At 54.8% G+C, this 23,327-nt stretch carries 24 protein-coding genes and 1 pseudogene; 17 read left to right on the top strand and 8 right to left on the bottom strand.

The genetic code is table 11. The annotated features are described in order from the left end of the window. The first annotated feature begins 65 nt into the window (after nt 1-65). Nucleotides 66-1,511, top strand: coding sequence for a metalloprotease TldD (gene tldD / locus OVA10_RS00660; RefSeq protein ID WP_268194870.1), 1,446 nt, complete (start codon nt 66-68; stop codon nt 1,509-1,511). Between the two features lie 59 nt (nt 1,512-1,570). Here the strand turns inward: tldD and OVA10_RS00655 are convergent, their stop codons facing one another. Both OVA10_RS00655 and aaeR read right to left on the bottom strand, forming a co-directional pair. After that, nucleotides 1,571-2,185: a YagU family protein gene (locus tag OVA10_RS00655; RefSeq protein WP_268194867.1), complete on the bottom strand. Its 615-nt coding sequence runs from the start codon at nt 2,183-2,185 to the stop codon at nt 1,571-1,573. A 272-nt stretch (nt 2,186-2,457) separates the two neighbouring features. Continuing rightward, on the bottom strand, nt 2,458-3,384 hold the full coding sequence (aaeR, locus tag OVA10_RS00650; protein ID WP_095283622.1) for an HTH-type transcriptional activator AaeR: 927 nt from the start codon (nt 3,382-3,384) through the stop codon (nt 2,458-2,460). Between the two features lie 180 nt (nt 3,385-3,564). Here aaeR and aaeX point away from each other — a divergent pair, with 180 nt between their 5' ends. The 5 genes from aaeX to OVA10_RS00625 all read left to right on the top strand — a co-directional run bounded on the left by aaeX (nt 3,565) and on the right by OVA10_RS00625 (nt 8,567). After that, nucleotides 3,565-3,768 (top strand): p-hydroxybenzoic acid efflux pump operon protein AaeX, encoded by a 204-nt coding sequence (gene aaeX / locus OVA10_RS00645; RefSeq protein WP_102105515.1) that lies wholly within the window; start codon nt 3,565-3,567, stop codon nt 3,766-3,768. A 7-nt stretch (nt 3,769-3,775) separates the two neighbouring features. Then, nucleotides 3,776-4,708 carry a p-hydroxybenzoic acid efflux pump subunit AaeA gene (gene aaeA / locus OVA10_RS00640; protein ID WP_102105514.1) on the top strand — a complete coding sequence of 311 codons (933 nt, stop codon included), beginning with the start codon at nt 3,776-3,778 and terminating at the stop codon, nt 4,706-4,708. A gap of 5 nt (nt 4,709-4,713) precedes the next feature. After that, on the top strand, nt 4,714-6,681 hold the full coding sequence (gene aaeB, locus OVA10_RS00635) for a p-hydroxybenzoic acid efflux pump subunit AaeB (protein WP_123428867.1): 1,968 nt from the start codon (nt 4,714-4,716) through the stop codon (nt 6,679-6,681). A gap of 110 nt (nt 6,682-6,791) precedes the next feature. After that, nucleotides 6,792-8,246 carry an NAD-dependent succinate-semialdehyde dehydrogenase gene (locus OVA10_RS00630; protein WP_268194865.1) on the top strand — a complete coding sequence of 485 codons (1,455 nt, stop codon included), beginning with the start codon at nt 6,792-6,794 and terminating at the stop codon, nt 8,244-8,246. Between the two features lie 48 nt (nt 8,247-8,294). Then, a complete protein-coding gene (locus OVA10_RS00625; protein WP_100778696.1) occupies nt 8,295-8,567 on the top strand; it encodes a barstar family protein in 273 nt (90 codons plus the stop codon). Between the two features lie 67 nt (nt 8,568-8,634). On the opposite strand, the gene yhcN (OVA10_RS00620) is transcribed toward OVA10_RS00625, so the two are convergent. The 3 genes from yhcN (OVA10_RS00620) to argR form a co-directional block, all read right to left on the bottom strand. Continuing rightward, the gene (gene yhcN, locus OVA10_RS00620) at nt 8,635-8,901 is read right to left on the bottom strand and encodes a peroxide/acid stress response protein YhcN (RefSeq protein WP_100778697.1); all 267 of its coding nucleotides are present in this window, start codon (nt 8,899-8,901) and stop codon (nt 8,635-8,637) included. Nucleotides 8,902-9,010: 109 nt separating this feature from the next. Beyond that, entirely contained in the window at nt 9,011-9,274 is a 264-nt protein-coding gene (yhcN, locus tag OVA10_RS00615) for a peroxide/acid stress response protein YhcN (protein WP_047347671.1), read from the bottom strand. A 375-nt stretch (nt 9,275-9,649) separates the two neighbouring features. Next, nucleotides 9,650-10,120: a transcriptional regulator ArgR gene (gene argR / locus OVA10_RS00610; RefSeq protein ID WP_100778698.1), complete on the bottom strand. Its 471-nt coding sequence runs from the start codon at nt 10,118-10,120 to the stop codon at nt 9,650-9,652. Nucleotides 10,121-10,525: 405 nt separating this feature from the next. Between argR and mdh the strand changes: the two genes are divergently transcribed. Further along, a complete protein-coding gene (mdh, locus tag OVA10_RS00605; RefSeq protein WP_100778699.1) occupies nt 10,526-11,464 on the top strand; it encodes a malate dehydrogenase in 939 nt (312 codons plus the stop codon). A 54-nt stretch (nt 11,465-11,518) separates the two neighbouring features. Here mdh and degS read toward each other — a convergent pair whose 3' ends face one another. From degS to zapG, 3 genes and pseudogenes are all read right to left on the bottom strand, one after another. Next, nucleotides 11,519-12,586: an outer membrane-stress sensor serine endopeptidase DegS gene (gene degS, locus OVA10_RS00600; protein ID WP_100780807.1), complete on the bottom strand. Its 1,068-nt coding sequence runs from the start codon at nt 12,584-12,586 to the stop codon at nt 11,519-11,521. Nucleotides 12,587-12,674: 88 nt separating this feature from the next. Further along, nucleotides 12,675-14,007, bottom strand: a pseudogene (degQ, locus tag OVA10_RS00595) (serine endoprotease DegQ). 170 nt (nt 14,008-14,177) lie between these two features. After that, on the bottom strand, nt 14,178-14,576 hold the full coding sequence (gene zapG, locus OVA10_RS00590) for a Z-ring associated protein ZapG (RefSeq protein WP_100778701.1): 399 nt from the start codon (nt 14,574-14,576) through the stop codon (nt 14,178-14,180). 189 nt (nt 14,577-14,765) lie between these two features. Here zapG and zapE point away from each other — a divergent pair, with 189 nt between their 5' ends. From zapE to nanQ, 10 genes are all read left to right on the top strand, one after another. Continuing rightward, nucleotides 14,766-15,890: a cell division protein ZapE gene (gene zapE, locus OVA10_RS00585; RefSeq protein ID WP_248859235.1), complete on the top strand. Its 1,125-nt coding sequence runs from the start codon at nt 14,766-14,768 to the stop codon at nt 15,888-15,890. 280 nt (nt 15,891-16,170) lie between these two features. Then, the gene (rplM, locus tag OVA10_RS00580) at nt 16,171-16,599 is read left to right on the top strand and encodes a 50S ribosomal protein L13 (RefSeq protein ID WP_004868222.1); all 429 of its coding nucleotides are present in this window, start codon (nt 16,171-16,173) and stop codon (nt 16,597-16,599) included. Between the two features lie 15 nt (nt 16,600-16,614). After that, nucleotides 16,615-17,007 carry a 30S ribosomal protein S9 gene (gene rpsI, locus OVA10_RS00575; RefSeq protein WP_064543072.1) on the top strand — a complete coding sequence of 131 codons (393 nt, stop codon included), beginning with the start codon at nt 16,615-16,617 and terminating at the stop codon, nt 17,005-17,007. 309 nt (nt 17,008-17,316) lie between these two features. Next, nucleotides 17,317-17,955: a stringent starvation protein SspA gene (gene sspA, locus OVA10_RS00570; RefSeq protein ID WP_100778703.1), complete on the top strand. Its 639-nt coding sequence runs from the start codon at nt 17,317-17,319 to the stop codon at nt 17,953-17,955. A gap of 5 nt (nt 17,956-17,960) precedes the next feature. Next, nucleotides 17,961-18,458 (top strand): ClpXP protease specificity-enhancing factor, encoded by a 498-nt coding sequence (gene sspB, locus OVA10_RS00565; RefSeq protein ID WP_100778704.1) that lies wholly within the window; start codon nt 17,961-17,963, stop codon nt 18,456-18,458. Between the two features lie 112 nt (nt 18,459-18,570). Further along, complete coding sequence (gene nanR / locus OVA10_RS00560) at nt 18,571-19,353, top strand: transcriptional regulator NanR (protein WP_102105534.1); 783 nt, start codon at nt 18,571-18,573, stop codon at nt 19,351-19,353. 120 nt (nt 19,354-19,473) lie between these two features. Then, the gene (nanA, locus tag OVA10_RS00555; RefSeq protein WP_100778705.1) at nt 19,474-20,367 is read left to right on the top strand and encodes an N-acetylneuraminate lyase; all 894 of its coding nucleotides are present in this window, start codon (nt 19,474-19,476) and stop codon (nt 20,365-20,367) included. A gap of 109 nt (nt 20,368-20,476) precedes the next feature. Then, entirely contained in the window at nt 20,477-21,964 is a 1,488-nt protein-coding gene (locus OVA10_RS00550; RefSeq protein WP_100778706.1) for an MFS transporter, read from the top strand. Beyond that, the gene (gene nanK, locus OVA10_RS00545) at nt 21,961-22,836 is read left to right on the top strand and encodes an N-acetylmannosamine kinase (protein ID WP_268194858.1); all 876 of its coding nucleotides are present in this window, start codon (nt 21,961-21,963) and stop codon (nt 22,834-22,836) included. The genes OVA10_RS00550 and nanK overlap by 4 nt, the downstream gene beginning before the upstream one ends. Continuing rightward, a complete protein-coding gene (nanQ, locus tag OVA10_RS00540) occupies nt 22,833-23,294 on the top strand; it encodes an N-acetylneuraminate anomerase (protein WP_268194854.1) in 462 nt (153 codons plus the stop codon). The genes nanK and nanQ overlap by 4 nt, the downstream gene beginning before the upstream one ends. Nucleotides 23,295-23,327: the final 33 nt, after the last annotated feature.

Raw genomic sequence — 23,327 nt, 5'->3', positions numbered from 1 at the left:
CCCCACTCTCATAAATAATGAATTTTTTTACCGCCCTCGGGCGGCAACGAACGAGTAGCAAAACGATGAGTCTGAACCTGGTAAGTGAACATTTGCTCGCAGCGAACGGCCTGAGTCATCAGGACCTGTTTTCCATTCTTGCCCAACTAACCGAGCGTCGCCTCGATTACGGCGATCTCTATTTCCAGTCGAGCTACCACGAATCCTGGGTTTTAGAAGACAGCATCATTAAAGATGGCTCTTACAACATCGACCAGGGCGTCGGTGTTCGCGCCGTAAGCGGTGATAAAACCGGCTTTGCCTATGCCGATCAGATTAGCCTGACTGCGCTGGAGCAGAGCGCCCAGGCAGCGCGGACTATCGTGCGTGAAGCGGGCGATGGTCGAGTGAAAACCCTCGGCGAAGTGCAGCATTCTGCGCTCTATACCAGCATCGATCCGCTGCAAAGCATGACCCGCGAGGAGAAGCTGGATATCCTGCGCCGCGTGGACAAAGTGGCTCGCGCGACGGATAAACGCGTTCAAGAAGTGTCAGCCAGCCTGAGCGGTGTGTATGAACTCATTCTGGTGGCTGCTACCGACGGTACGCTGGCCGCTGATGTGCGCCCGCTGGTACGTCTGTCTGTCAGCGTGCAGGTGGAAGATGACGGTAAACGCGAGCGCGGCTCCAGCGGTGGCGGCGGTCGTTTTGGTTATGACTGGTTCCTGGCCGATGAAGACGGCGATGTTCGCGCAGATGCGTGGGCGAAAGAAGCCGTGCGCATGGCGCTGGTGAATCTCAATGCGGTAGCGGCCCCAGCCGGTACGCTGCCGGTGGTACTGGGCGCAGGTTGGCCTGGCGTGCTGCTGCACGAAGCGGTCGGTCACGGTCTGGAAGGCGATTTCAACCGTCGCGGCACCTCCGTATTCAGCGGCCAGATGGGCGAGCTGGTGGCCTCGGAACTGTGTACCGTTGTGGATGATGGCACCATGACCGATCGTCGTGGGTCTATCTCTATTGATGATGAAGGGACGCCGGGGCAGTACAACGTGCTGATCGAAAACGGCATTCTGAAAGGTTACATGCAGGACAAACTCAACGCGCGTCTGATGGGCGTTGCGCCAACCGGGAACGGTCGTCGCGAATCCTACGCACATCTGCCGATGCCGCGTATGACCAACACCTATATGCTCGCAGGCAAATCAACGCCGCAGGAGATCATCGAATCCGTTGATTACGGGATCTTCGCGCCAAACTTCGGCGGTGGCCAGGTGGATATCACCTCCGGCAAGTTTGTCTTCTCGACGTCCGAAGCCTACCTGATTGAAAAAGGCAAAGTCACCAAAGCGGTGAAAGGCGCTACGCTGATTGGCTCCGGTATCGAGGCGATGCAGCAGATTTCGATGGTGGGTAACGATCTGAAGCTGGATAAAGGCGTGGGTGTCTGCGGTAAAGAAGGCCAGAGCCTGCCGGTGGGCGTCGGTCAGCCGACGCTGAAAGTGGATAATCTAACCGTCGGCGGTACCGCCTGACCTGAAGACTTATTGAAAAAATGGCGCGTCTGAAAAGGCGCGCCATTTTTTTGCGACGCTTATCGCGCGCTGTTTAGCGGCACCTCAGGATCAGGCTCGCGAGTGATGCGGTTACGTAAATCGCGACGGATAATTTCAATCGACCAGAACCAGATCAGGTGACCCACTATCTCGGAAACGTGCTCGTACCACGGAAGATCAAACAGTGGCGGTGTCAGCCCCATCAGCGGGAACGAAATCATATGAACAAATAGCTGCGCCAATGCCCCGGCGAATAAACCCTGCCAGAGCTTTATTTTCGGAAAGACTTCCGCAACAACGCAATAGCCTACGGCGAACACGATTGAGAAAATAATATGTGTCACGCCAACCCAGTTGAATATATGTCCGGCAAATGTATAAACCGTAGCGTTAGGGTCGACGACGCCCAGCCAGTCGCGGAGAAATACATAGGGTGGATTCAGGAAATTACGTGAGCAATCAATTTGGCTGGCGGCTCTGATTAATTGCTCTGGCCCGCATGCGGCGCTGAATAAATCGGTTGGACTGCGCGGAGGAAGAGGAACTTCGGCGCCCCATTTGACAAAGGCGGAGACAATCCCGGCGATCAGCCCAATGAACGCGGCGAGTCCGTAGCGCCTGCGTGAAGGCGGTGTTTGTTCGAATAGATTCATATTTATTCCTTGTTTAAACAAAATCCTGAGAAACGTTATTTTTATGAAGTATTTATTTAACAACTCTATAACCGTCTGATATTTGCGTTGAACAGATTTCAGACCATGAGTACGATAAAGGTCACAAGGCAAATATGTCAATTCGCCATTGTTAATAGAACTCAGTGAAATATCTTAATTGCGCCGGAACGGACTGGGGGTATTTATCTCTGACAGGAGGGCAGAGGCCAAATTCCAATAATCATTTGACCTCTCTGCATTTACGGGGCGGCTTACTCTTTTCTTCTGCCCCGCATTCCCTGATAAAGCTCCGCCACTTCCACAAAATAGTCCGTCAGATAGTTAATACAGACCTGGACCTTAAGCGGCAGTTTGTCCTTTTCCGTATAGAGGGCATACACCGGGCGGGGATCGGACTGGTAGCGCGGGAAGAGAATCTCCAACTCACCGCTGTTGATCTCATTGATCACCCACATCAACGGCACGTAGGCGATGCCTGCTCCGGCGACCAGCCAGCGGGAGATGGTCATGGGATCGTTCGTCACGAACCGCCCCTGCGGCAGCAGTTTTGTCGACAGTCCTTCCGGGGCAATCAGCTCAAACTCGTTGTCCGGACGCACGCTGTACTCCAGCCAGGAGTGATTGCTCAGATCGGCTGGTTTTTCCGGCACGCCAAACTGCGCCAGATAGTTTTTAGAGGCGCAGACGACCATCGGCATACTGCCCAGGCGACGAGAGAACAGGCTGGAATCCTGCAGCGCACCGACGCGGATCACGACGTCCAGACCGTCGGCGATCAGATCTGGCGCCGGGATGCCGGTGACCAAATTTACTGCCAGACCTGGATACTCTTTAAGCATTTCTGCCGTCATACTGGCGAGGACATTTTGTGCCATAGTTGAAGAACACCCGATCCGCAGTGTGCCGATGGGGGTGTTATTGAAGGCATAGAGTTGCTCGTGCACGTCCTGGACTTCGTGCAACATCCGACGACAGCCCTGGTAATAGATTTTTCCCGCCTCCGTCAGCCCAATGCTGCGGGTGCTGCGGTTGAGCAGCTTGACCTGAAGCTCATCTTCCAGTTTCGACACCGTCTGGCTGATGGATGAAACACTCATCTGAAGCTGTCGGGCCGCGGCGGTAAAGGAGCCAAATTCGACGACTTTGGCAAACACAGACATGCGCTTTAAACGTTCCATTGTTCACTCTGGCTTAAAAGTGATTTAGATCACATATTATAGATAACAGCATAACAGTTACGTTAATATATTATTACTGACATAACAGCTTCACCATTCCCGCCCGGCTTTTCTTGCCCTACTGCGATGGTGTGAGCTAAACAAAAACTGTCGCCTGCACGCGTTCAAATCAAGGTCAACATGAGTCTGTTTCCCGTTATCGTGGTGTTCGGTCTATCGTTCCCACCGATTTTCTTCGAACTAATTTTATCACTGGCGATTTTCTGGCTGGTGCGCAAGGTGCTGGTTCCAACCGGCATCTACGATTTTGTCTGGCACCCTGCACTGTTTAATACCGCGCTGTATTGCTGCCTGTTCTGGCTTGTATCGCGCATGTTTGTCTGAGGTAGATGTGAAAACACTAACAAGAAATATCTCCCGTACCGCCATCACCGTGGCGCTGGTGGTCCTGGCGTTCATCGCAATTTTCCGCGCCTGGGTGTTTTACACCGAGTCACCCTGGACGCGTGACGCGCGTTTCAGCGCGGATGTGGTGGCCATTGCCCCTGACGTCGCCGGGCTTATCACGGCGGTTAACGTGCGTGATAACGAACTGGTGAAAAAAGATCAGGTGCTTTTCACCATCGATCAGCCTCGCTACCAGAAAGCCCTCGAAGAGGCTGAAGCAGACGTCGCCTACTATCGGGCGCTGGCCACGGAAAAACGCCGTGAAGCCGGACGACGTAACCAGCTGGGCGTACAGGCCATGTCTCGTGAAGAGATTGACCAGTCTAACAACGTATTGCAAACCGTTCTGCATCAGCAGGCAAAAGCCGAAGCGACGCGCGACCTGGCGAAACTGGATCTGGAACGTACGGTGATCCGTGCGCCGTCTGACGGCTGGGTGACCAACCTCAACGTCTATACCGGTGAATTTATCACTCGCGGCTCCACCGCCGTGGCGCTGGTGAAACAGCACTCTTTCTATATTCTCGCCTATATGGAAGAGACCAAACTGGAAGGGGTACGTCCAGGCTATCGCGCCGAAATCACGCCGCTGGGCAGCAACCGCGTGCTTAAAGGCACGGTGGACAGCGTGGCCGCAGGCGTTACCAACTCCAGCGCCACCCGCGATACCAAAGGGATGGCAACGGTTGATTCTAACCTTGAGTGGGTTCGTCTGGCGCAGCGTGTGCCGGTGCGTATTCGTCTCGATGACGAGCAGGGCAACCTGTGGCCGGCCGGCACCACGGCGACGGTGGTGATCACCGGTGAGAAAGACCGTAACGGCAACAACGACTCCCTGTTCCGTAAAATCGCGCATCGTCTGCGTGAGATTGGTTAATTGTGATGGGCATTTTCACCATCGCCACCCAGCACGTTCGCTTCGCCATTAAGCTGGCGTGCGCCATCGTGCTGGCGCTGTTTGTCGGTTTTCACTTCCAGCTGGAAACGCCGCGTTGGGCGGTGCTGACGGCGGCGATTGTTGCTGCGGGCCCGGCCTTCGCGGCGGGTGGCGAACCTTACTCGGGTGCCATCCGTTATCGCGGGATGTTGCGTATCGCCGGGACGTTTATCGGCTGTATCGCAGCGCTGACGATCATTATCACCATGATTCGCTCTCCGCTAATGATGCTGATGGTGTGCTGTATCTGGGCGGGCTTTTGTACCTGGGTTTCCTCGCTGGTGAAGGTGGAGAACTCCTACGCCTGGGGCTTATCCGGTTATACCGCGTTGATCATTGTGATCACCATTCAGAGTGAACCCCTGCTTGCGCCGCAGTTTGCTCTTGAGCGTTGCAGTGAGATTGTCATCGGGATTGTCTGTGCGATTGTTGCCGATCTGCTTTTCTCGCCGCGCTCCATCAAGCAGGAAGTCGATCGCGAGCTGGATGCGCTGATTGTTGCTCAATATCAACTGATGCAGCTGTGTATTAAACACGGCGACAGCGAAGAGGTGGACAACGCCTGGAGCGCGCTGGTGCGCCGCAGCACGGCGCTGGAAGGGATGCGCAGCAATCTGAATATGGAATCCTCCCGCTGGGCGCGCGCTAACCGACGCCTTAAAGCGATCAACACCGTCTCCCTGACGCTGATCACCCAGGCTTGTGAAACCTACCTGATTCAAAATACCCGTCCCGAGGCGGTCACGGATACTTTCCGTGAACTGTTCGCAGAACCCGTCGAAACGGTGCAAGATGTGCGCAAACAGCTGAAGAGAATGCGTCGGGTCATTGTCTGGACCGGTGAGCGCGACACGCCTGTTACCATTTATAGCTGGGTAGGGGCGGCGACGCGCTATCTGCTCCTCAAACGCGGCGTGATCAGTAATACCAAAATCAGCGCTATTGAAGAGGAGATTCTACGAAGCGAAGTGGTCATCAAAGCCGAGTCGGCAGAGCGCCACCATGCGATGGTGAATTTCTGGCGTACGACTATCGCGTGTGTGCTCGGCACGCTCTTCTGGCTGTGGACGGGCTGGACGTCGGGTGCGAGCGCGATGGTGATGATTGCGGTAGTAACTTCGCTGGCGATGCGTCTGCCAAATCCACGCATGGTGGCAGTCGATTTTCTGTATGGCGCGCTCGCGGCGCTCCCCATCGGGGCGTTCTATTTCCTCGTGGTGCTGCCCTCCACCCAGCAAAGTATGCTGCTGCTGTGTATCAGTCTTGCGGTGCTGGCGTTCTTTATCGGGATTGAAGTGCAGAAGCGTCGTCTCGGGTCTTTGGGCGCACTCGCCAGTACGATCAACATTCTGGTGCTGGATAACCCGATGACCTTCCACTTCAGCCAGTTTCTCGACAGCGCGTTAGGCCAGCTGGTGGGCTGTTTCCTGGCGATGATGGTCATTCTGCTGGTGCGTGATAACTCCCATGCGCGTACCGGACGTGTGCTGCTGAACCAGTTTGTCTCGGCGGCGGTATCTGCGATGACCACTAACACCGCGCGTCGCAAAGAGAACCATCTGCCGGCCCTGTATCAGCAGCTGTTTTTACTGCTGACGAAATTCCCTGGCGATATTGCCAAGTTCCGCCTGGCGCTGACGATGATCATCGCGCACCAGCGTCTGCGCAATGCGCCGATTCCGATCAACGACGATCTGTCGGCATTTCACCGCCAGCTGCGTCGCACGGCGGATCATGTGATTTCGGCCTCGTCGGACGATAAGCGCCGCCGCTACTTTGGCCAGTTGCTGGAAGAGCTAAACATCTATCAAGAGAAACTGCGGGTCTGGGAAGCGCCGCGGCAAGTGACGGAACCGGTACAGCGACTGACGGATGTGCTGCATCGGTATCAGAATACGCTTACCGACAGCTAGTTGGCTCTGCACAGCCGACAAACACACCGTAAAAACCGACGCCAAAAACGTCGGTTTTTTTGTGGCTATACTTATTCTGGCAGGCTCTTAAACCCAGATCAGGAGGACACATGACCACCCAGGCACTCCAGGACAATGCGCTTTTTCAAACCGGATATCTGGTAGACGGCATATGGAAAACGCTGGATACCACTTTTGATGTGCTCAACCCGGCCACGGGCGATGTCGTCGCGAAAGTCGCAAAAGCAGGTAAAAAAGAGACCGAAGAGGCTATCGCGGCAGCCAGTCGCGCCTTCCCGGCGTGGCGAGCGAAAACGGCGAAAGAGCGTTCGGCGATCCTGTACCGCTGGTACGAACTGATCATTGAGAACAAAAGCTGGCTCGGACGGCTGATGACCACCGAACAAGGCAAACCGCTAAAAGAGGCGGAAGGCGAAGTCGAATACGCCGCCAGCTTTATTCAGTGGTTTGCTGAGCAGGCGAAACGCGCTAACGGCGAAATCATCCCCCCCATCAAACCCGGCTCACGCATTCTGGCGACCCGCGAACCCATCGGCGTGGTCGCGGCGATCACGCCGTGGAATTTCCCGATGGCGATGCTGACCCGCAAGCTCGGCCCGGCGTTGGCCGCAGGCTGTACCGGTGTGATCAAACCCGCTAACAACACACCGCTCAGCGCTTTTGCGCTGCTGACGCTGGCGAAAAAAGCCGGTGTCCCTGATGGCGTACTCAACGCCGTCGCCGGGAACACCCACGAGATCAGCGATGCCATCATGGCCAGCCACGAGGTGCGGAAAATCTCATTTACCGGTTCAACTGCCGTGGGCAAAACGCTGGTGCGTAATGCAGCAGAAACCATGAAAAAAGTCTCTATGGAGCTGGGCGGCAATGCGCCTTATATCGTCTTTGACGATGCTGATATTGATGCTGCCGTGAAAGGGGCGATTGCCAATAAATTCCGTAACGCCGGGCAGGTGTGTGTCAGCGTGAACCGGTTCTATATTCAGGAATCCGTCTACGACGCCTTTGTGACCAAACTCGCTGATGCGGTAAACGCCCTGAAAGTGGGAAACGGTCTGGAAGAGGGCGTGGTGGTGGGGCCGCTGATTGAACCTAATGCGGTGAATAAAGTGCGCGAACACGTTGAGGATGCGGTCGCAAAAGGTGCAACGATACTGGCGGGCGGTAAAGCGCATTCGCTCGGCGGTAATTTCTGGCAGCCAACCGTGTTGGGCGAGTGTCACGAAGGAATGAAACTGGCTGAGGAAGAGACCTTTGGCCCGGTTGCCGCCTGTTTCCGCTTTACCTCAGAAGAAGAGGTGATCCAGCGTGCGAACAATACGCCGTTTGGCCTGGCGGCTTACTTCTATACGCAAAATCTTTCGCGCGTTTTCCGCGTGTCGCAGGCGATTGAGAGCGGCATGATCGGCATTAACGAATGTGCGGTCTCGACCGAGCTCGGCCCATTCGGCGGTGTGAAAGAGTCGGGACTGGGTCGGGAAGGATCGGTTCTTGGGCTGGAAGAGTTTCTGGAAGTTAAAACCCTGCATATCGGGGGATTATAATTATCGTCAGGGCGGCGCAGGCCGCCTTTCTGGACGGGGTGGCGGGCAATGAATATCTATACGTTTGATTTTGATGAAATCGACAGTCAGGAAGACTTTTACCGCGAATTTTGTCGCACATTTGGGTTAGAACAGGCAAAGGTAACGGATCTGGATTCGCTGTGGGACGTGGTGATTGGCGATGTCTTACCCATGCCGCTGGAGCTGGAGTTTATCCACCTGCCGGATAAGCTACGCCGACGCTTTGGCGCACTGGTTCTGCTGTTTGACGAGGCGGAAGAGGAGCTGGAAGGACAACTACGCTTTAACGTTCGTCACTGATTTCAGACATAAAAAAGCCCCTGACAAAGCGTCAGGGGCAAGTCGTATGATGAGATACGACGAGGGTTTATTTGTACAGCTCAGCCGTCGCATGCCAGTGGTCACCCTGATTTAGCTCGGTGACACGATAGCTGCTTGCGCCTGCTTTTTCAGCTTTAGCCGCCAGCTCCTGGCGGATATCCATCGGAGAACCCGCGACGGAAGATACGGATACACTACCCATTGATTGCAGGTTTTGCGCTTGCTCAGCATTCACCTGATGCACAGCTGCGCTGGCACCGAAAGAGAGAACGGAAGCTAAGCCTAGGGTTGCGATGATTAATTTGGTGTTCATAGTCGTACTCCTGAATGTGTTTCCTCGACGGCGAGAAGGGTTATACCGCTATTTTTATGCCTGGTGCCGTTGAGTTGATAATGTCGTTACTACTTACTATTGATAAAACTTATTTGTACAGCTCAGCCGTTGCGTGCCAGTGGTCACCAGAACGCGCTTCGATGATGCGATAAGAAGACGCACCCTGCTCTTCGGCTTTCTTATTCAGCATTTCGTGCATGTCCATCGGAGACGTACCGATTGCACCTACGGAAACGGTGCCGATGGCCTGGCGAGATTGTGCCTGATCAGCGTTGATAGAGTCGGCAGCAAATGCACCGAATGACAGGACAGACAGGACGCTCAGAGCCGCTACAGTTGTTTTGATTTTCATGATTGTTTACCTCGTCGAATTTATTGGGGTCTTTTGTTTCGTGACCCTCATCACAAAATCAAGTATACACTAATCACGCTAAATATTAATACCACGCTAATTGTTTCATGGGTAATTACGTGTTAACTGGTCACGTTTTTATAACTAAATTGCATAGAATTGACCGTTTTTTGGTCACAAAGATAGTCGCTATATAAGTAAATCATAGACATAACGAACTTTGATTTTTTGTGCGATCTGTTGATAGATCATTCGCTGGATGAATGAAAAGAGGCAGGTAAAAGCACTATTTGCAAAAGTAAGCACAACAGAATGGGGACGTAAACAAGGCGGAGGGCAGAACATTCCCCGCTGCCTGAGCAGCAGGGAAGGGGATTACAGCTCCTGTTCGAACAGCATCAGGATAGCTTCGTAGAGATCTTTAACGGAAAAACCGTTCGCCGGCGTAGTAAAGATGGTGTCATCCCCCGCGATGGTGCCGAGGATCCCTTCCGCTTTACCCAGTGAATCGAGCAGGCGGGCGATTAACTGCGCCGCACCCGGGCTTGTGTGGATCACGACCACCGCGTCGTTGTAATCAATATCCAGCACCAGGTTTTTCAGCGGGCTGGAGGTGGTCGGCACGCCCAGCTCGGCGGGCAGGCAGTAGACCATTTCCATTTTGGCGTTGCGAGTACGCACCGCGCCAAACTTGGTGAGCATACGGGAGACTTTCGACTGATTAATGTTCTCGAAACCTTGTTCCTGTAAAGCCAGAACAATCTCTCCCTGAGAACTGAATTTCTCTTCTTTGAGCAGCGCTTTAAACGCCTTCACTAATTCTTCTTGTTTTGACGAGCTTCGCATAAGTCACCCGGAATATGACGATAGAAACAACATTATTATGCATGTGGATGAATTTTTATGCAAATATTCTGCCCTGAACCAGGCTGAAATAATGTTATGAAAGGGAGTGATTTTATCAAATTTCGTTATCAGAAAACATGCCTACATCACGGCGCGTAAATAACCTTAAAAGTAAACTAAATGTTATCAAAATGATGTTGTTTTGCTGGCAAGTGAGGGTGTATTGTAACCACCGTCTTGATTGGCTACTTCGTTGCCGCAGTTTGCTGGAAGCATTCTGGCAAAGGTGAAAGACGCGTGACCTCAAATTCTTTAGCTACGAAAATTGTAATTATTTACCTGCTGAATTAATGTCGCCGCAACGGAGTAACAGATATTAAAGTTAACCATAATAAGGAGTTTAGGATGAAAGTTGCAGTCCTCGGCGCTGCTGGTGGTATCGGCCAGGCGCTTGCCCTACTACTGAAAACCCAACTGCCTTCAGGCTCAGAACTCTCTCTGTATGATATTGCTCCGGTAACCCCAGGTGTGGCGGTTGACCTGAGCCACATCCCAACAGCTGTGAAAATCAAAGGCTTCTCCGGTGAAAACGCACGCCCGGCGCTCGAAGGCGCAGACGTCGTGCTGATCTCCGCGGGTGTTGCACGTAAGCCTGGTATGGACCGTTCCGATCTGTTCAACGTCAACGCCGGTATTGTGAAGAACCTGGTCCAGCAGATCGCAGAAACCTGCCCGAAAGCCTGTATCGGTATCATCACTAACCCGGTCAACACCACGGTTGCTATCGCAGCAGAAGTGCTGAAAAAAGCCGGCGTTTACGATAAGAACAAACTGTTTGGCGTGACCACGCTGGACATCATCCGTTCCAACACCTTCGTGGCTGAACTGAAAGGCAAACAGCCTTCCGACATCGAAGTGCCGGTTATCGGTGGTCACTCTGGCGTGACAATTCTGCCACTGCTGTCCCAGATCCCAGGCGTGAGCTTCTCCGAGCAGGAAGTGGCTGACCTGACCAAACGCATCCAGAACGCGGGCACCGAAGTGGTGGAAGCGAAGGCGGGTGGCGGTTCTGCAACCCTGTCTATGGGCCAGGCGGCTGCACGTTTTGGTCTGTCTCTGGTTCGCGCGCTGCAAGGCGAGAAAGGCGTAGTGGAATGTGCGTATGTGGAAGGTGACGGCGAGCACGCCCGTTTCTTCTCACAGCCGCTGCTGCTGGGTAAAAACGGCGTTGAAGAACGTCAGTCAATCGGCAAGCTGAGCGCGTTTGAACAACAAGCGATGGAAGGCATGCTCGATACGCTGAAGAAAGATATCACCCTGGGCGAAGAGTTCGTTAACAAATAAACGAATGCCAGGCGATAAAAAACCGGAGCCATGGCTCCGGTTTTTTTATGCCGCTTAGTTGGTGGACGGGTATTCCTGAATAGTGACCTGAATGGTCAGCTTCTTATCATTACGCATGACTTCCACCGGAATGATAGAACCCGGGCGAATCTCTGCCACCTGGTCCATTGTCTCCAGCGCGGATACTGCCGGGATACCGTTCACCGACACAATCACGTCATTAACCTGCAGTCCTGCCGCCGCAGCCGGGCCACCCGGGGTGACTTCGTTCACGACGATGCCCTGAATCTGATCGATACCGCCACCCTGGGTATGCAGCGGCGCGATTTCACGTCCACCAATTCCAATGTAGCCACGGATCACGCGACCGTCGCGGATGAGCTTGTCCATGATTTTGGTCGCCAGCTGGAACGGGATCGCAAAACCGATGCCTTCCGGCGTTTCACCATCGTTGCTCTTATCAAAGGAGAGGGTGTTGATGCCCATCAGCTCGCCGAGGGAGTTCACCAGCGCGCCGCCCGAGTTACCGTGGTTGATGGAGGCATCCGTCTGCAGGAAATTCTGTCGTCCTGACGGGTTCAGGCCAATACGACCGGTGGCGCTGATAATCCCCTGGGTAATGGTCTGGCCCAGGTTATAGGGGTTTCCGATTGCCATCACCACGTCGCCGATATGCGGCGTGCGCTTACGGTTAATCGGAATCACCGGCAAGCCACCGCTGGCGGTAATTTTCAGCACCGCCAGATCCGTCAGGCTATCCGAACCGACCAGCAGGGCTTCGAAAACGCGGCCATCCTGCAACGCCACAATAATCTGATCGGCGTCGTTGATAACGTGCTTGTTGGTAATGATGTAGCCGCGCTCGTCCATAATTACGCCGGATCCGAGGGTGCGGATCTCGAGCTGATTATTGGCGGAACTGTTGAGGCCGCGGTTATAGACGTTTACCACGGCGGGTGCCGCCCGGCGAACGGCCTGGTTGTAACTCACTGGCGTCTCATCCGTACTGTCGAACTGAGGCGCCGCCAGCTTATTGAACTGACGTAATGAGGGCATTGCAGCCAGTAATAAACCGCCAACGACCAATCCGATGGCGACGGAGCGAAATAGCTTAAGAACCATGATGCGGGCGTCGTTAATTGAGAAACGGTTGCAGCATAACATGACTTATCCGGACATCACACGCAGCGGTGATGTCCGGGGTCAGTGCTTAGCGTAATAAGATGTAAAGCGTGTCGTTGCCGCGAACAATTTGCAGCGCAATCACCGTCGGTTTGCTCTCCAGCACTTTGCGCATTTCTGCAATCGACTGCACGCGGTTGCGGTTGACGCCGATAATCACGTCATCCTGATGCAAGCCAGCCTGTGCGGCCGGGCTGCTCTTCTCGACGCTTTCAATGGTGATGCCTTTGGTGCCGTCTTTGAGCTGCCCGTCACTCAGCGCTGGCCGATGCAGAGGTGCTCTTATCCAGCGTCACTTCCACGTCGAGCGGTTTACCGTCGCGCAGCAGGCCGAGTTTCACTTTGGTGCCTGGCTCTGTGGTGGCGATGCGCGAGCGCAGCTCCGCAAAGCTGTTCAGCGGTTTACCGTTCAGGCTTACAATCACATCGCCCGATTTCACGCCCGCCTTCGCCGAGCCGGAATTGGCCAGCACTTCGCTGACGAACGCCCCACGCTGGACGTTAAGATTGAACGCTTTCGCAATATCAGCGCTCATCTCCATGCCTTTGATACCCAACAGCCCGCGTTTGATTTCGCCGGACTCAATCAGCTGTTGCGCCAGGGTTTTCGCCATATTGCTGGGGATGGCGAAACCGATGCCGATGCTGCCGCCGCCCGGTGCGAGGATCGCGGTGTTAATCCCGATCAGCTCGCCGTTCAGGTTCAGCAGGGCACCGCCGGAGTTGCCGCGGTTAATGGAGGCGTCGGTCTGGATAAAGTTCTCCAGCCCTTCAAGGTTTAGCCCGCTGCGGCCAAGCGCCGAGACAATCCCGGAGGTCGCGGTCTGGCCTAAGCCAAACGGGTTACCGACGGCCACGGCAAAATCGCCGACGCGCAGTTTATCGGAGTCGGCGATCACAATTTGCGTCAGGTTGCTGGGGTTTTGTATTTGCAGCAGCGCGATGTCGCTCTGGTCATCGCCGCCAATCAGTTTGGCGTCAAACTCACGACCATCGTTCATCTGCACGCTGATTTTGTCGGCCTGGCTGATGACGTGGTTGTTGGTCAACACGTAGCCTTTCGCCGCGTCGATCACCACGCCGGAGCCAAGCCCTTCAAAAGGTTGCGCTGGCTGGTCCGGGCCTTCTTCGCCAAAGTATTTTTTTAGCTCTTCCGGCACGCGCTGGCTTTGCGCGGCGGTGCCTTCCACCTTCACGCTCACCACCGCAGGCAGCACTTTTTCAAGCATCGGCGCCAGGCTCGGAATGGCAGCCGCACCAGGCACTTGCGAAGGAAGCGCCGCGGCCGCAGGCCAGGACGCCGTCAAAGATAACCCGACACTTAACGCTATCGCGCTTAACAGCTGGTTTTTTTTCTTCATTGATGCTGGCTCTCGTTGCCTAGAGTATAGGAAAATCGGCCCAAAAACAGTCTGATGTTATTGAATTTCAAACCACTGAACAATGAGGTAATTGACTAAATAATAGCTGGGAAGGGAAAGAAAGGACGGGCGCGAGGTGTGCGCCCGTGAAATAAATCGTAGATGTGCGATTAATCGCGTTTTACGCCACCGCGCAGCAGGCCGGATGCACCGTCAGAGTAATCACGCGGCATTTGAATCGGTGCCTGATCGTTACCGGCTTCAGACTCCGCCAGACGGTTGCGGAACGGGTTGGTGTCACCGCTCAGTTCCGGCAGCAGGCTGCTGGAGCTTTTTGCCATGTGCTGATACAGCTGACGGTAATCGGTCGCCATATTGTCCAGCAGTTCGGCGCTACGGGCAAAGTGGCTGACCAGCTCTTCACGATACTCTTCCAGCTCAGCTTTGTTCTTTTCCAGTTCATACTGCAGCGACTGTTGCTGACGCAATTTGCGATTACCAAAACGCATGGCCACGGCACCGATGGCGATACCGACGACTAAACCAATTAGCGCATATTCCCAGGTCATGAACTTCTCCCGTTGTCTTGTTGTTCCGTAGGGTAGTGGCTCGGCTCCTGCCTGTGCCTGATTATGCCACTATAACCGCTATTTCTTCAGAAGTGGAATCCTGACGCATCATCGCGTACTGTAGAACGGCCTTTTTTTCGCCAGTCGCGCCCACTGGTGAGGTTTAATTGAAGGAATAACAACAAGATTATGCAAAATCTGTCCCCCACATCGCGTTACCAACAGGCCCTTGATGAGGGCACTCATCAGCCCGACGACGTTCAGCGTGAAGCCGTTAATCGCCTGAATGTGATCTACCAGGAATTGACTCAGCAGATGCCCGCCCCCGCACAGAGCGGCGGACTGAAAGCGGCATTTGGCCGATTGTTGGGAAAAAAAGAGCCACAGACCGCAGCGCCCGTTCGCGGCTTATATATGTGGGGCGGCGTGGGTCGGGGGAAAACCTGGCTGATGGACATGTTTTATCAGAGCCTGCCGGGCACGCGTAAACAGCGTCTGCACTTCCACCGCTTTATGCTGCGCGTCCACGAAGAGCTTAACGCGCTGCAAGGTCATACCGATCCGCTGGATATCATCGCCGAGCGTTTTAAAGCCGAAACCGACGTTTTGTGTTTCGATGAGTTTTTCGTCTCGGATATCACCGACGCCATGCTGCTGGGCGGCCTGATGAAAGCGCTGTTTGCGCGGGGCATTACGCTGGTGGCGACGTCTAACATTCCGCCAGACGATCTCTATCGCAACGGTTTGCAGCGCGCGCGTTTCCTGCCGGCCATCGAGGCAATCAAAGAACACTGCGACATTATGAATGTCGATGCGGGCGTAGATTATCGTCTGCGCACGCTGACCCAGGCGCATCTGTGGCTATCACCCTTAGATGAAGAGACGCGCGGTAAGATGGACAATCTCTGGCTGGCTCTGGCGGGCGCCAGGCGCGTTACAGCCCCAGAGCTGGAAATTAATCATCGTCCTCTGCCAACCCTGGGGGTCGAAAACCAGACGCTGGCGGTTTCGTTTGCCACGCTGTGCGTCGATGCCCGCAGCCAGCACGACTACATCGCGCTCTCGCGCCTGTTTCATACGGTAATGCTGTTTAATGTGCCGGTGATGACGCCGCTGATGGAGAGTGAAGCCCGCCGCTTTATCGCGCTGGTAGATGAGTTTTACGAACGCCATGTGAAGCTGGTGGTGAGCGCCGCCGTGCCGCTCTATGAGATCTACCAGGGCGAGCGGCTGAAGTTTGAGTTCCAGCGTTGTTTGTCGCGTTTGCAGGAAATGCAGAGCGAAGAGTATTTGAAACGCGCGCACATGCCGTAAATGCCGCACCGTGCCGCAGGCCGGGGAAGGCGTAGTCGCCACCCGGCAATTCCCCAGCGAAAACCTTGCGACTAATCACATTTAAGGGTCGATCTTTGACCTCGACTTCTCTATAATCTTGCGACCCCACGTTACGAGAAGGTTTTTTTCCCAAAACTTTCTATGTGCTGGCACAGGCTATTCGAAGGGGTAGGTTTGCCGGACTTTGTCGTGTGAGCCTCAACTGACTAAACGTTTGGGTGTTCACCAACGTGTAACTTATTATTTGGGTAAGCTTTTAATGAAAACTTTTACAGCTAAACCAGAAACCGTAAAACGCGACTGGTATGTTGTTGACGCGACCGGTAAAACTCTGGGTCGTCTTGCTTCCGAACTGGCTCGTCGCCTGCGCGGTAAGCACAAAGCGGAATACACTCCGCACGTTGATACTGGTGATTACATCATCGTTCTGAACGCAGAAAAAGTTGCTGTAACCGGCAACAAGCGCGAAGACAAAATGTATTACCACCACACCGGCCACATCGGTGGTATCAAAGAAGCGACCTTTGAAGAGATGATTGCCCGCCGTCCTGAGCGTGTGATTGAAATCGCGGTTAAAGGCATGCTGCCAAAAGGCCCGCTGGGTCGTGCTATGTACCGTAAACTGAAAGTTTACGCAGGCAACGAGCACAACCACGCGGCACAGCAACCGCAAGTTCTTGACATCTAATCGGGATTATAGGCAATGGCTGAAAATCAATACTACGGCACTGGTCGCCGCAAAAGCTCCGCCGCTCGCGTGTTCATCAAACCGGGCAGTGGTAAAATCGTAATCAACCAACGTTCTCTGGAACAGTACTTCGGTCGTGAAACTGCCCGCATGGTAGTTCGTCAGCCGCTGGAACTGGTTGATATGGTTGAGAAATTCGATCTGTACATCACCGTTAAAGGTGGTGGTACTTCTGGTCAGGCTGGTGCGATCCGTCACGGTATCACCCGCGCTCTGATGGAGTACGACGAGTCCCTGCGCGGCGAACTGCGTAAAGCTGGCTTCGTTACTCGTGATGCTCGTGAAGTTGAACGTAAGAAAGTCGGCCTGCGTAAAGCACGTCGTCGTCCTCAGTTCTCCAAACGTTAATCTATTTTCTGCTTCGGCAGAAAGATTGGCGAAAAACCCGCTTCGGCGGGTTTTTTTTATGGATAATCCGACGGTTATCCACAGTATTTATTTGATTATCAGCTCTTTTTCAGCATTTCCAGAATCCCCTCACCACAAACCCTGCAAAATCTGGTAAACTATCATCCAATTTTCTGCCCAAATGTCAGTGAATACACCACTTTTGTTCGATTTTTGAGCGATTGAGTTTGTTCCTGGGATGGGTAACAAATCATCTGGCTGGCCCACGGGCCGGTAGCAGTAATATTCTGAATATACCTGGAGGTTTTCATGGCTGTCGCTGCCAACAAACGTTCGGTAATGACGCTGTTTTCTGGTCCTACTGACATTTATAGCCATCAGGTTCGTATCGTGCTGGCCGAGAAAGGTGTCAGTTTTGAGATCGAGCATGTGGAAAAGGATAACCCACCTCAGGATCTGATCGATCTCAACCCGAACCAGAGCGTACCAACGCTGGTGGATCGCGAGCTGACCCTGTGGGAATCCCGCATCATTATGGAATATCTGGATGAGCGATTCCCTCATCCGCCGCTGATGCCGGTTTATCCGGTTGCGCGTGGTGAAAGCCGCCTGTACATGCAGCGTATCGAGAAAGACTGGTACACCCTGATGAACGTCATTGTGAACGGTTCATCCTCAGAAGCAGACGCTGCCCGTAAGCAACTGCGTGAAGAACTGCTGGCCATTGCGCCGGTATTCGGTCAAAAGCCGTTCTTCCTGAGCGACGAGTTCAGTCTGGTAGATTGCTACCTGGCTCCGCTGCTGTGGCGTCTGCAGGCTCTGGGCGTAGAGTTCAGCGGTCCTGGCGCGAAAGAGCTGAAAGGCTACATGACTCGCGTATTTGAGCGCGACTCTTTCCTTGCTTCTCTGACAGAACCGGAACGCGAAATGCGTCTTGGTCGAGGTTAACGATTGTGGAAATGTCACAGCTATCTCCACGCCGTCCGTATCTGCTGCGTGCCTTCTATGAATGGCTGCTGGACAACCAGCTTACGCCGCACCTGGTAGTGGATGTGACGTTGCCGGGCGTGAGCGTTCCGATGGAATACGCGCGTGATGGTCAGATCGTTTTGAACATCGCGCCACGCGCGGTGGGTAATCTTGAGCTGGCAAACGACGAAGTGCGCTTCAACGCGCGTTTCGGCGGCGTACCGCGTCAGGTCTCTGTTCCGCTCGCTGCCGTGCTGGCAGTCTATGCGCGTGAAAACGGTGCAGGTACGATGTTTGAGCCGGAAGCGGCGTATGACGAAGATGTCGCCAGCCTCAACGATGAAGACGGTTCTACCGCCAGCGAAAGCGAAACGGTGATGTCCATTATCGACGGCGATAAGCCCGATCACGACAATGACAACGACCCTGATGACGATCCGCCGCCGCGCGGTGGCCGTCCAGCGTTACGCGTTGTGAAATAATTGAACAGGCCCGATGGGCCTGTTTTGCTATTCAGGGCTTTTCGCCCAGCCAAAAATCCTGTGTTATGATGAGTCGTTGTCACTGATTGTCACTCTTCTGACCCGAGTCTTTATGAAACCATTTGATCTTCAGGCGGAAAATTCAACCGAAACCCTTGGTCGCAGTTTGCGTCGTCGCCCGCTGGCGCGTAAAAAACTTTCCGATATGGTGGAAGAAGAGCTGGAGCAGATGATCCGTCGCCAGGAGTTTGCCCAGGGCGAACAACTTCCTTCCGAGCGTGAGCTGATGGAGTTCTTCAACGTGGGCCGCCCATCGGTACGTGAAGCGCTGGCCGCCCTGAAGCGAAAAGGCCTGGTGCAAATCAACAACGGCGAACGCGCCCGCGTCTCGATGCCTTCGGCCGATACCATCATTAGCGAACTCTCCGGCATGGCGAAAGATTTCCTCACCCAGCCGGGCGGCATTACCCACTTTGAACAGCTGCGTCTGTTTTTCGAATCCAGCCTGGTGCGTTACGCGGCAGAATACGCCACGGACGAACAGGTTGAGCGCCTGTCGAAAGCGCTGGAAATTAACAGCCAGTCCCTCAGCGATAACGCGCTTTTCATCCGCTCGGATGTCGATTTCCACCGCGTGCTGGCGGAGATCCCCGGCAACCCAATCTTTATGGCGATCCACGTTGCGCTGCTCGACTGGCTGATAGCCGCTCGTCCGAAAGTCTCCGACGCCGAGCTGTATCAGCACAACGATGTCAGCTATCAGCAGCATATTGCTATTGTTGACGCCATCCGCCGCCGCGATCCTGATGAAGCCGATCGGGCGCTGCAAACCCATCTCAACAGCGTTTCCGCAACCTGGCACGCCTTCGGCCAGGGATCCAAAAAGAAAAAATAACGATCCTTTAGTGAAGCAGATCGCAATATAAGCGTTCTGTATGGGGTGCTGCTTATTTGATCTGGTATAACAGGTATAAAGGTATATCAAAGAGCAGATCAATAACCACTTGAGGTATCTATGGCAAAGCAATTACGTGGCGTGATGGCCGCACTCCTGACTCCGTTTAATTCACAGCAGGCGCTGGATAAAGAGAGCCTGCGCCGCCTGGTGCAGTTCAACATTCAACAGGGAATCGACGGTCTGTATGTCGGCGGCTCAACGGGCGAAGCCTTCGTACAAAGCCTCGCCGAGCGCGAGCAGGTGCTGGAGATCGTGGCGGAAGAGGCGAAGGGCAAAGTGACGCTGATCGCCCATGTCGGCTGCGTCAGCACAGCGGAAAGCCAGCAGCTCGCGGCGGCGGCAAGCCGTATCGGCTTCGACGCTGTGTCGGCGGTCACACCCTTCTACTATCCCTTCAGCTTCGAAGAACATTGTGACCACTACCGTGCAATCATTGATTCATCGGATGGTTTGCCGATGGTGGTGTACAACATCCCGGCGTTGAGCGGCGTGAAGTTATCCCTCGATCAAATCAATACACTGGTGACGCTGCCGGGTGTAGGTGCCCTGAAACAGACCTCCGGCGATCTCTTCCAGATGGAGCAGATCCGCCGGGCGCATCCAGATCTGGTGCTTTATAACGGCTACGACGAGATCTTCGCCTCCGGTTTACTGGCAGGCGCGGACGGCGGGATCGGCAGTACTTACAACATCATGGGCGCGCGCTATCAGGCGATCGCCAAAGCGATCCGCGAAGGGGACAACGCAACCGCGCAGCATCTGCAAAGCGAGTGCAACAAGGTTATCGATCTGCTGATTAAAGTCGGCGTGTTCCGTGGCCTGAAAACCGTCCTGCACTACATGGACGTGGTCTCCGTTCCGCTATGCCGTAAGCCTTTTGCTCCGGTGGCAGAGCAGTATCTGCCGGAGCTGAAAGCCCTCGCAGAACAGCTGCTGGCTGAGAAACGCTAATGCATTGCCGGAGAAGCGAAGCGCATCCGGCGAAGACAAAACACGATATGTAAGCCGGATGGTGAACCCGCCATCCGGCAATACGACAAAAAATCGTCGGGAGAGTGTTATGAGTATTTCTACCCAAAGCATCCCGTGGTACCGCCATCTGACCCGCCCACAGTGGCGCGCATTCTCCGCCGCCTGGCTGGGATATTTGCTTGATGGCTTTGATTTTGTATTGATGGCGTTGGTATTAACAGAAGTCAAAAGTGAATTTGGTTTAACGACGGTCGAAGCAGCCAGCCTGATCTCGGCCGCCTTTATCTCGCGCTGGTTTGGCGGCTTGCTGCTGGGCGCGATGGGCGATCGCTACGGTCGCAAACTGGCCATGATCACCAGTATCGTCCTCTTCTCCTGCGGCACGCTGGCGTGCGGATTTGCGCCGGGCTACGTCACCATGTTTATTGCCCGTATGGTGATCGGCATGGGTATGGCGGGCGAATACGGCTCCAGCGCAACCTATGTGATTGAAAGCTGGCCGAAACATCTGCGTAATAAAGCCAGCGGCTTTTTAATCTCCGGTTTTTCTGTCGGTGCCGTGGTTGCGGCGCAGGTTTACAGCGTGGTTGTTCCCGCGTGGGGCTGGCGAGCGCTGTTCCTTATCGGTATTTTGCCAATCATTTTCGCCCTGTGGCTGCGTAAAAACATCCCGGAAGCGGAAGACTGGAAAGCGAAGCACGAAGGCAAAGCGCCGGTGCGCACGATGGTCGACATTCTCTATCGCGGCAAGCACCGCCTGATCAATATCGTCATGACGCTGTTTGCTGGCATCGCGCTGTGGTTCTGCTTTGCCGGTGAGCTAAACAACGCCGGGCTGGTGGTGATTCTGGGGCTGTTATGCGCCTGCGTCTTTATCAGCTTTATGGTGCAAAGCAGCGGTAAGCGCTGGCCGACGGGTGTCACCCTGATGGTCGTGGTGCTCTTTGCATTCCTCTACTCGTGGCCTATTCAGGCGCTGCTGCCCACTTATCTGAAAACGGATCTGGCGTACGATCCGATGACGGTCGCCCATGTGCTGTTCTTTAGCGGCTTTGGTGCGGCGGTGGGCTGCTGCGTCGGCGGCTTCCTCGGCGACTGGCTGGGCACCCGCAGAGCGTACGTTTGCAGCCTGCTGGCCTCGCAGCTGCTGATTATTCCGGTGTTCGCCATCGGCGGGTCAAATATTTGGGTGCTGGGCCTGCTGCTCTTCTTCCAGCAGATGCTGGGGCAGGGGATTTCCGGGATTTTACCGAAGCTGATTGGGGGCTATTTCGACACGGATCAGCGTGCCGCCGGGCTGGGCTTTACCTACAACGTCGGCGCACTGGGTGGCGCGATCGCCCCGATTATCGGCGCTCTGCTGGCACAGCGACTTGAGCTGGGTACCGCGCTGGGAACCCTGTCATTTGGCCTGACGTTTGTGGTGATCCTGTTGATTGGTCTTGATATGCCATCCCGCGTGCAGCGCTGGATCCGTCCGGAGGCCCTGCGTACTCACGATGCTATCGACGGTAAACCTTTCAGCGGCGCCGTTCCATTTGGCAGTATTAAAAACGAGCGTGAGGCGGTGAAATGACGACGCTGGCGATCGATATTGGCGGCACCAAACTGGCCGCTGCGCTGATCGACGATGACTTACAGATCTGTGAGCGGCGCGAACACCCGACACCTGCCAGCAAAACGCCGGACGCCCTGCGCGCAGCGTTAAAATCGCTGGTGGAACCGATAATGTCAGCGGCGCAGCGGGTGGCAATCGCCTCGACGGGGATTATCCGCGAAGGCACGTTGCTATCGATTAATCCTCACAATCTTGGCGGCCTGCTGCATTTCCCGCTGGTACAGACGCTGGAGTCGATAACCGGACTGCCCGCAATGGCGGTGAATGATGCGCAAGCTGCGGCGTGGGCGGAGTACCATGCGCCTGGCATCGATGCGCCGGATATGGTTTTCATCACCGTCTCTACGGGGGTCGGCGGGGGCATGGTGCTTAATGGCAAGTTGCAGACGGGGGCGGGCGGGCTTGCGGGGCATCTGGGGCATACGCTGGCCGATCCGCAGGGACCCATTTGCGGCTGCGGTCGTACAGGGTGTGTGGAAGCGATTGCCTCCGGACGGGCGATTGCTGCCCGGGCGCAAGGCGAGTTGGCGGGTCTCGATGCGAAAGCGATCTTCGACCATGCGCAGCGCGGGCATCAGCCCGCCCGCGAGCTGGTCGCTCATTCGGCCCAAACGCTGGCGCGACTCATCGCCAATGTCAAAGCAGTAACGGATTGTCAGACCGTCGTTGTCGGCGGCAGCGTCGGGCTGGCTGAGGGATATTTATCGCAGGTGGCTGAGTTTCTTGCGCAGGAGCCCGCGGTCTATCACGTCGAACTTCGCCCGGCGTATTATCGCCACGATGCCGGTTTGCTGGGCGCGGCAAGACTGGCTACAGGAGCAACATCATGATGATGGGCAAAGCGAGCGCGCTGCCGGGATTACATCCCGTGCTGGCGGAGGCGCTGACACAGGCCATCGCGGCCTGGCCGCAGGACAAAGCGCCGGGGCGTTATGAACTGCAGGGCGACGATATCTTTATGAACGTGATGACGTTCGCCACGCAGGAACCAGAGCAGAAAAAAGCGGAGCTGCACGAGCAGTATATCGATATCCAGCTGTTGCTGGCGGGCAATGAGCGCATCCTGTACGGCGTAGCTGGCTCTGCGCGACAGTGCGAGGAAAGGCATATTGAGGAGGATTATCAGCTGTGTAGCGCCATTGAAGGCGTGCAGCAGCTTGATTTGAAACCCGGTATGTACGCCATCTTTATGCCCGGCGAACCGCATAAACCAGGGTGTAGGGTGAAGGAAATTGAAGAGATTAAGAAAGTGGTGGTGAAAGTGCGCGCCAGTCTGGTCGGCGCATAAAAAAAACCGGATGGCATCGCCATCCGGTTCGCT

This window comes from Lelliottia sp. SL45 (genome assembly GCF_026672535.1).
Taxonomy (GTDB): domain Bacteria; phylum Pseudomonadota; class Gammaproteobacteria; order Enterobacterales; family Enterobacteriaceae; genus Enterobacter; species Enterobacter nimipressuralis.
This window is presented reverse-complemented; position numbering and strand designations above follow the sequence as displayed.

Coding starts and splice junctions, on each gene's coding strand:
- tldD (WP_268194870.1), top strand. CDS start 66: ATGAGTCTGAACCTGGTAAGTGAACATTTGCTCGCAGCGAACGGCCTG.
- OVA10_RS00655 (WP_268194867.1), bottom strand. CDS start 2,185: ATGAATCTATTCGAACAAACACCGCCTTCACGCAGGCGCTACGGACTC.
- aaeR (WP_095283622.1), bottom strand. CDS start 3,384: ATGGAACGTTTAAAGCGCATGTCTGTGTTTGCCAAAGTCGTCGAATTT.
- aaeX (WP_102105515.1), top strand. CDS start 3,565: ATGAGTCTGTTTCCCGTTATCGTGGTGTTCGGTCTATCGTTCCCACCG.
- aaeB (WP_123428867.1), top strand. CDS start 4,714: ATGGGCATTTTCACCATCGCCACCCAGCACGTTCGCTTCGCCATTAAG.
- OVA10_RS00630 (WP_268194865.1), top strand. CDS start 6,792: ATGACCACCCAGGCACTCCAGGACAATGCGCTTTTTCAAACCGGATAT.
- OVA10_RS00625 (WP_100778696.1), top strand. CDS start 8,295: ATGAATATCTATACGTTTGATTTTGATGAAATCGACAGTCAGGAAGAC.
- yhcN (WP_100778697.1), bottom strand. CDS start 8,901: ATGAACACCAAATTAATCATCGCAACCCTAGGCTTAGCTTCCGTTCTC.
- yhcN (WP_047347671.1), bottom strand. CDS start 9,274: ATGAAAATCAAAACAACTGTAGCGGCTCTGAGCGTCCTGTCTGTCCTG.
- argR (WP_100778698.1), bottom strand. CDS start 10,120: ATGCGAAGCTCGTCAAAACAAGAAGAATTAGTGAAGGCGTTTAAAGCG.
- mdh (WP_100778699.1), top strand. CDS start 10,526: ATGAAAGTTGCAGTCCTCGGCGCTGCTGGTGGTATCGGCCAGGCGCTT.
- degS (WP_100780807.1), bottom strand. CDS start 12,586: ATGGTTCTTAAGCTATTTCGCTCCGTCGCCATCGGATTGGTCGTTGGC.
- zapG (WP_100778701.1), bottom strand. CDS start 14,576: ATGACCTGGGAATATGCGCTAATTGGTTTAGTCGTCGGTATCGCCATC.
- zapE (WP_248859235.1), top strand. CDS start 14,766: ATGCAAAATCTGTCCCCCACATCGCGTTACCAACAGGCCCTTGATGAG.
- rplM (WP_004868222.1), top strand. CDS start 16,171: ATGAAAACTTTTACAGCTAAACCAGAAACCGTAAAACGCGACTGGTAT.
- rpsI (WP_064543072.1), top strand. CDS start 16,615: ATGGCTGAAAATCAATACTACGGCACTGGTCGCCGCAAAAGCTCCGCC.
- sspA (WP_100778703.1), top strand. CDS start 17,317: ATGGCTGTCGCTGCCAACAAACGTTCGGTAATGACGCTGTTTTCTGGT.
- nanR (WP_102105534.1), top strand. CDS start 18,571: ATGAAACCATTTGATCTTCAGGCGGAAAATTCAACCGAAACCCTTGGT.
- nanA (WP_100778705.1), top strand. CDS start 19,474: ATGGCAAAGCAATTACGTGGCGTGATGGCCGCACTCCTGACTCCGTTT.
- OVA10_RS00550 (WP_100778706.1), top strand. CDS start 20,477: ATGAGTATTTCTACCCAAAGCATCCCGTGGTACCGCCATCTGACCCGC.
- nanK (WP_268194858.1), top strand. CDS start 21,961: ATGACGACGCTGGCGATCGATATTGGCGGCACCAAACTGGCCGCTGCG.
- nanQ (WP_268194854.1), top strand. CDS start 22,833: ATGATGATGGGCAAAGCGAGCGCGCTGCCGGGATTACATCCCGTGCTG.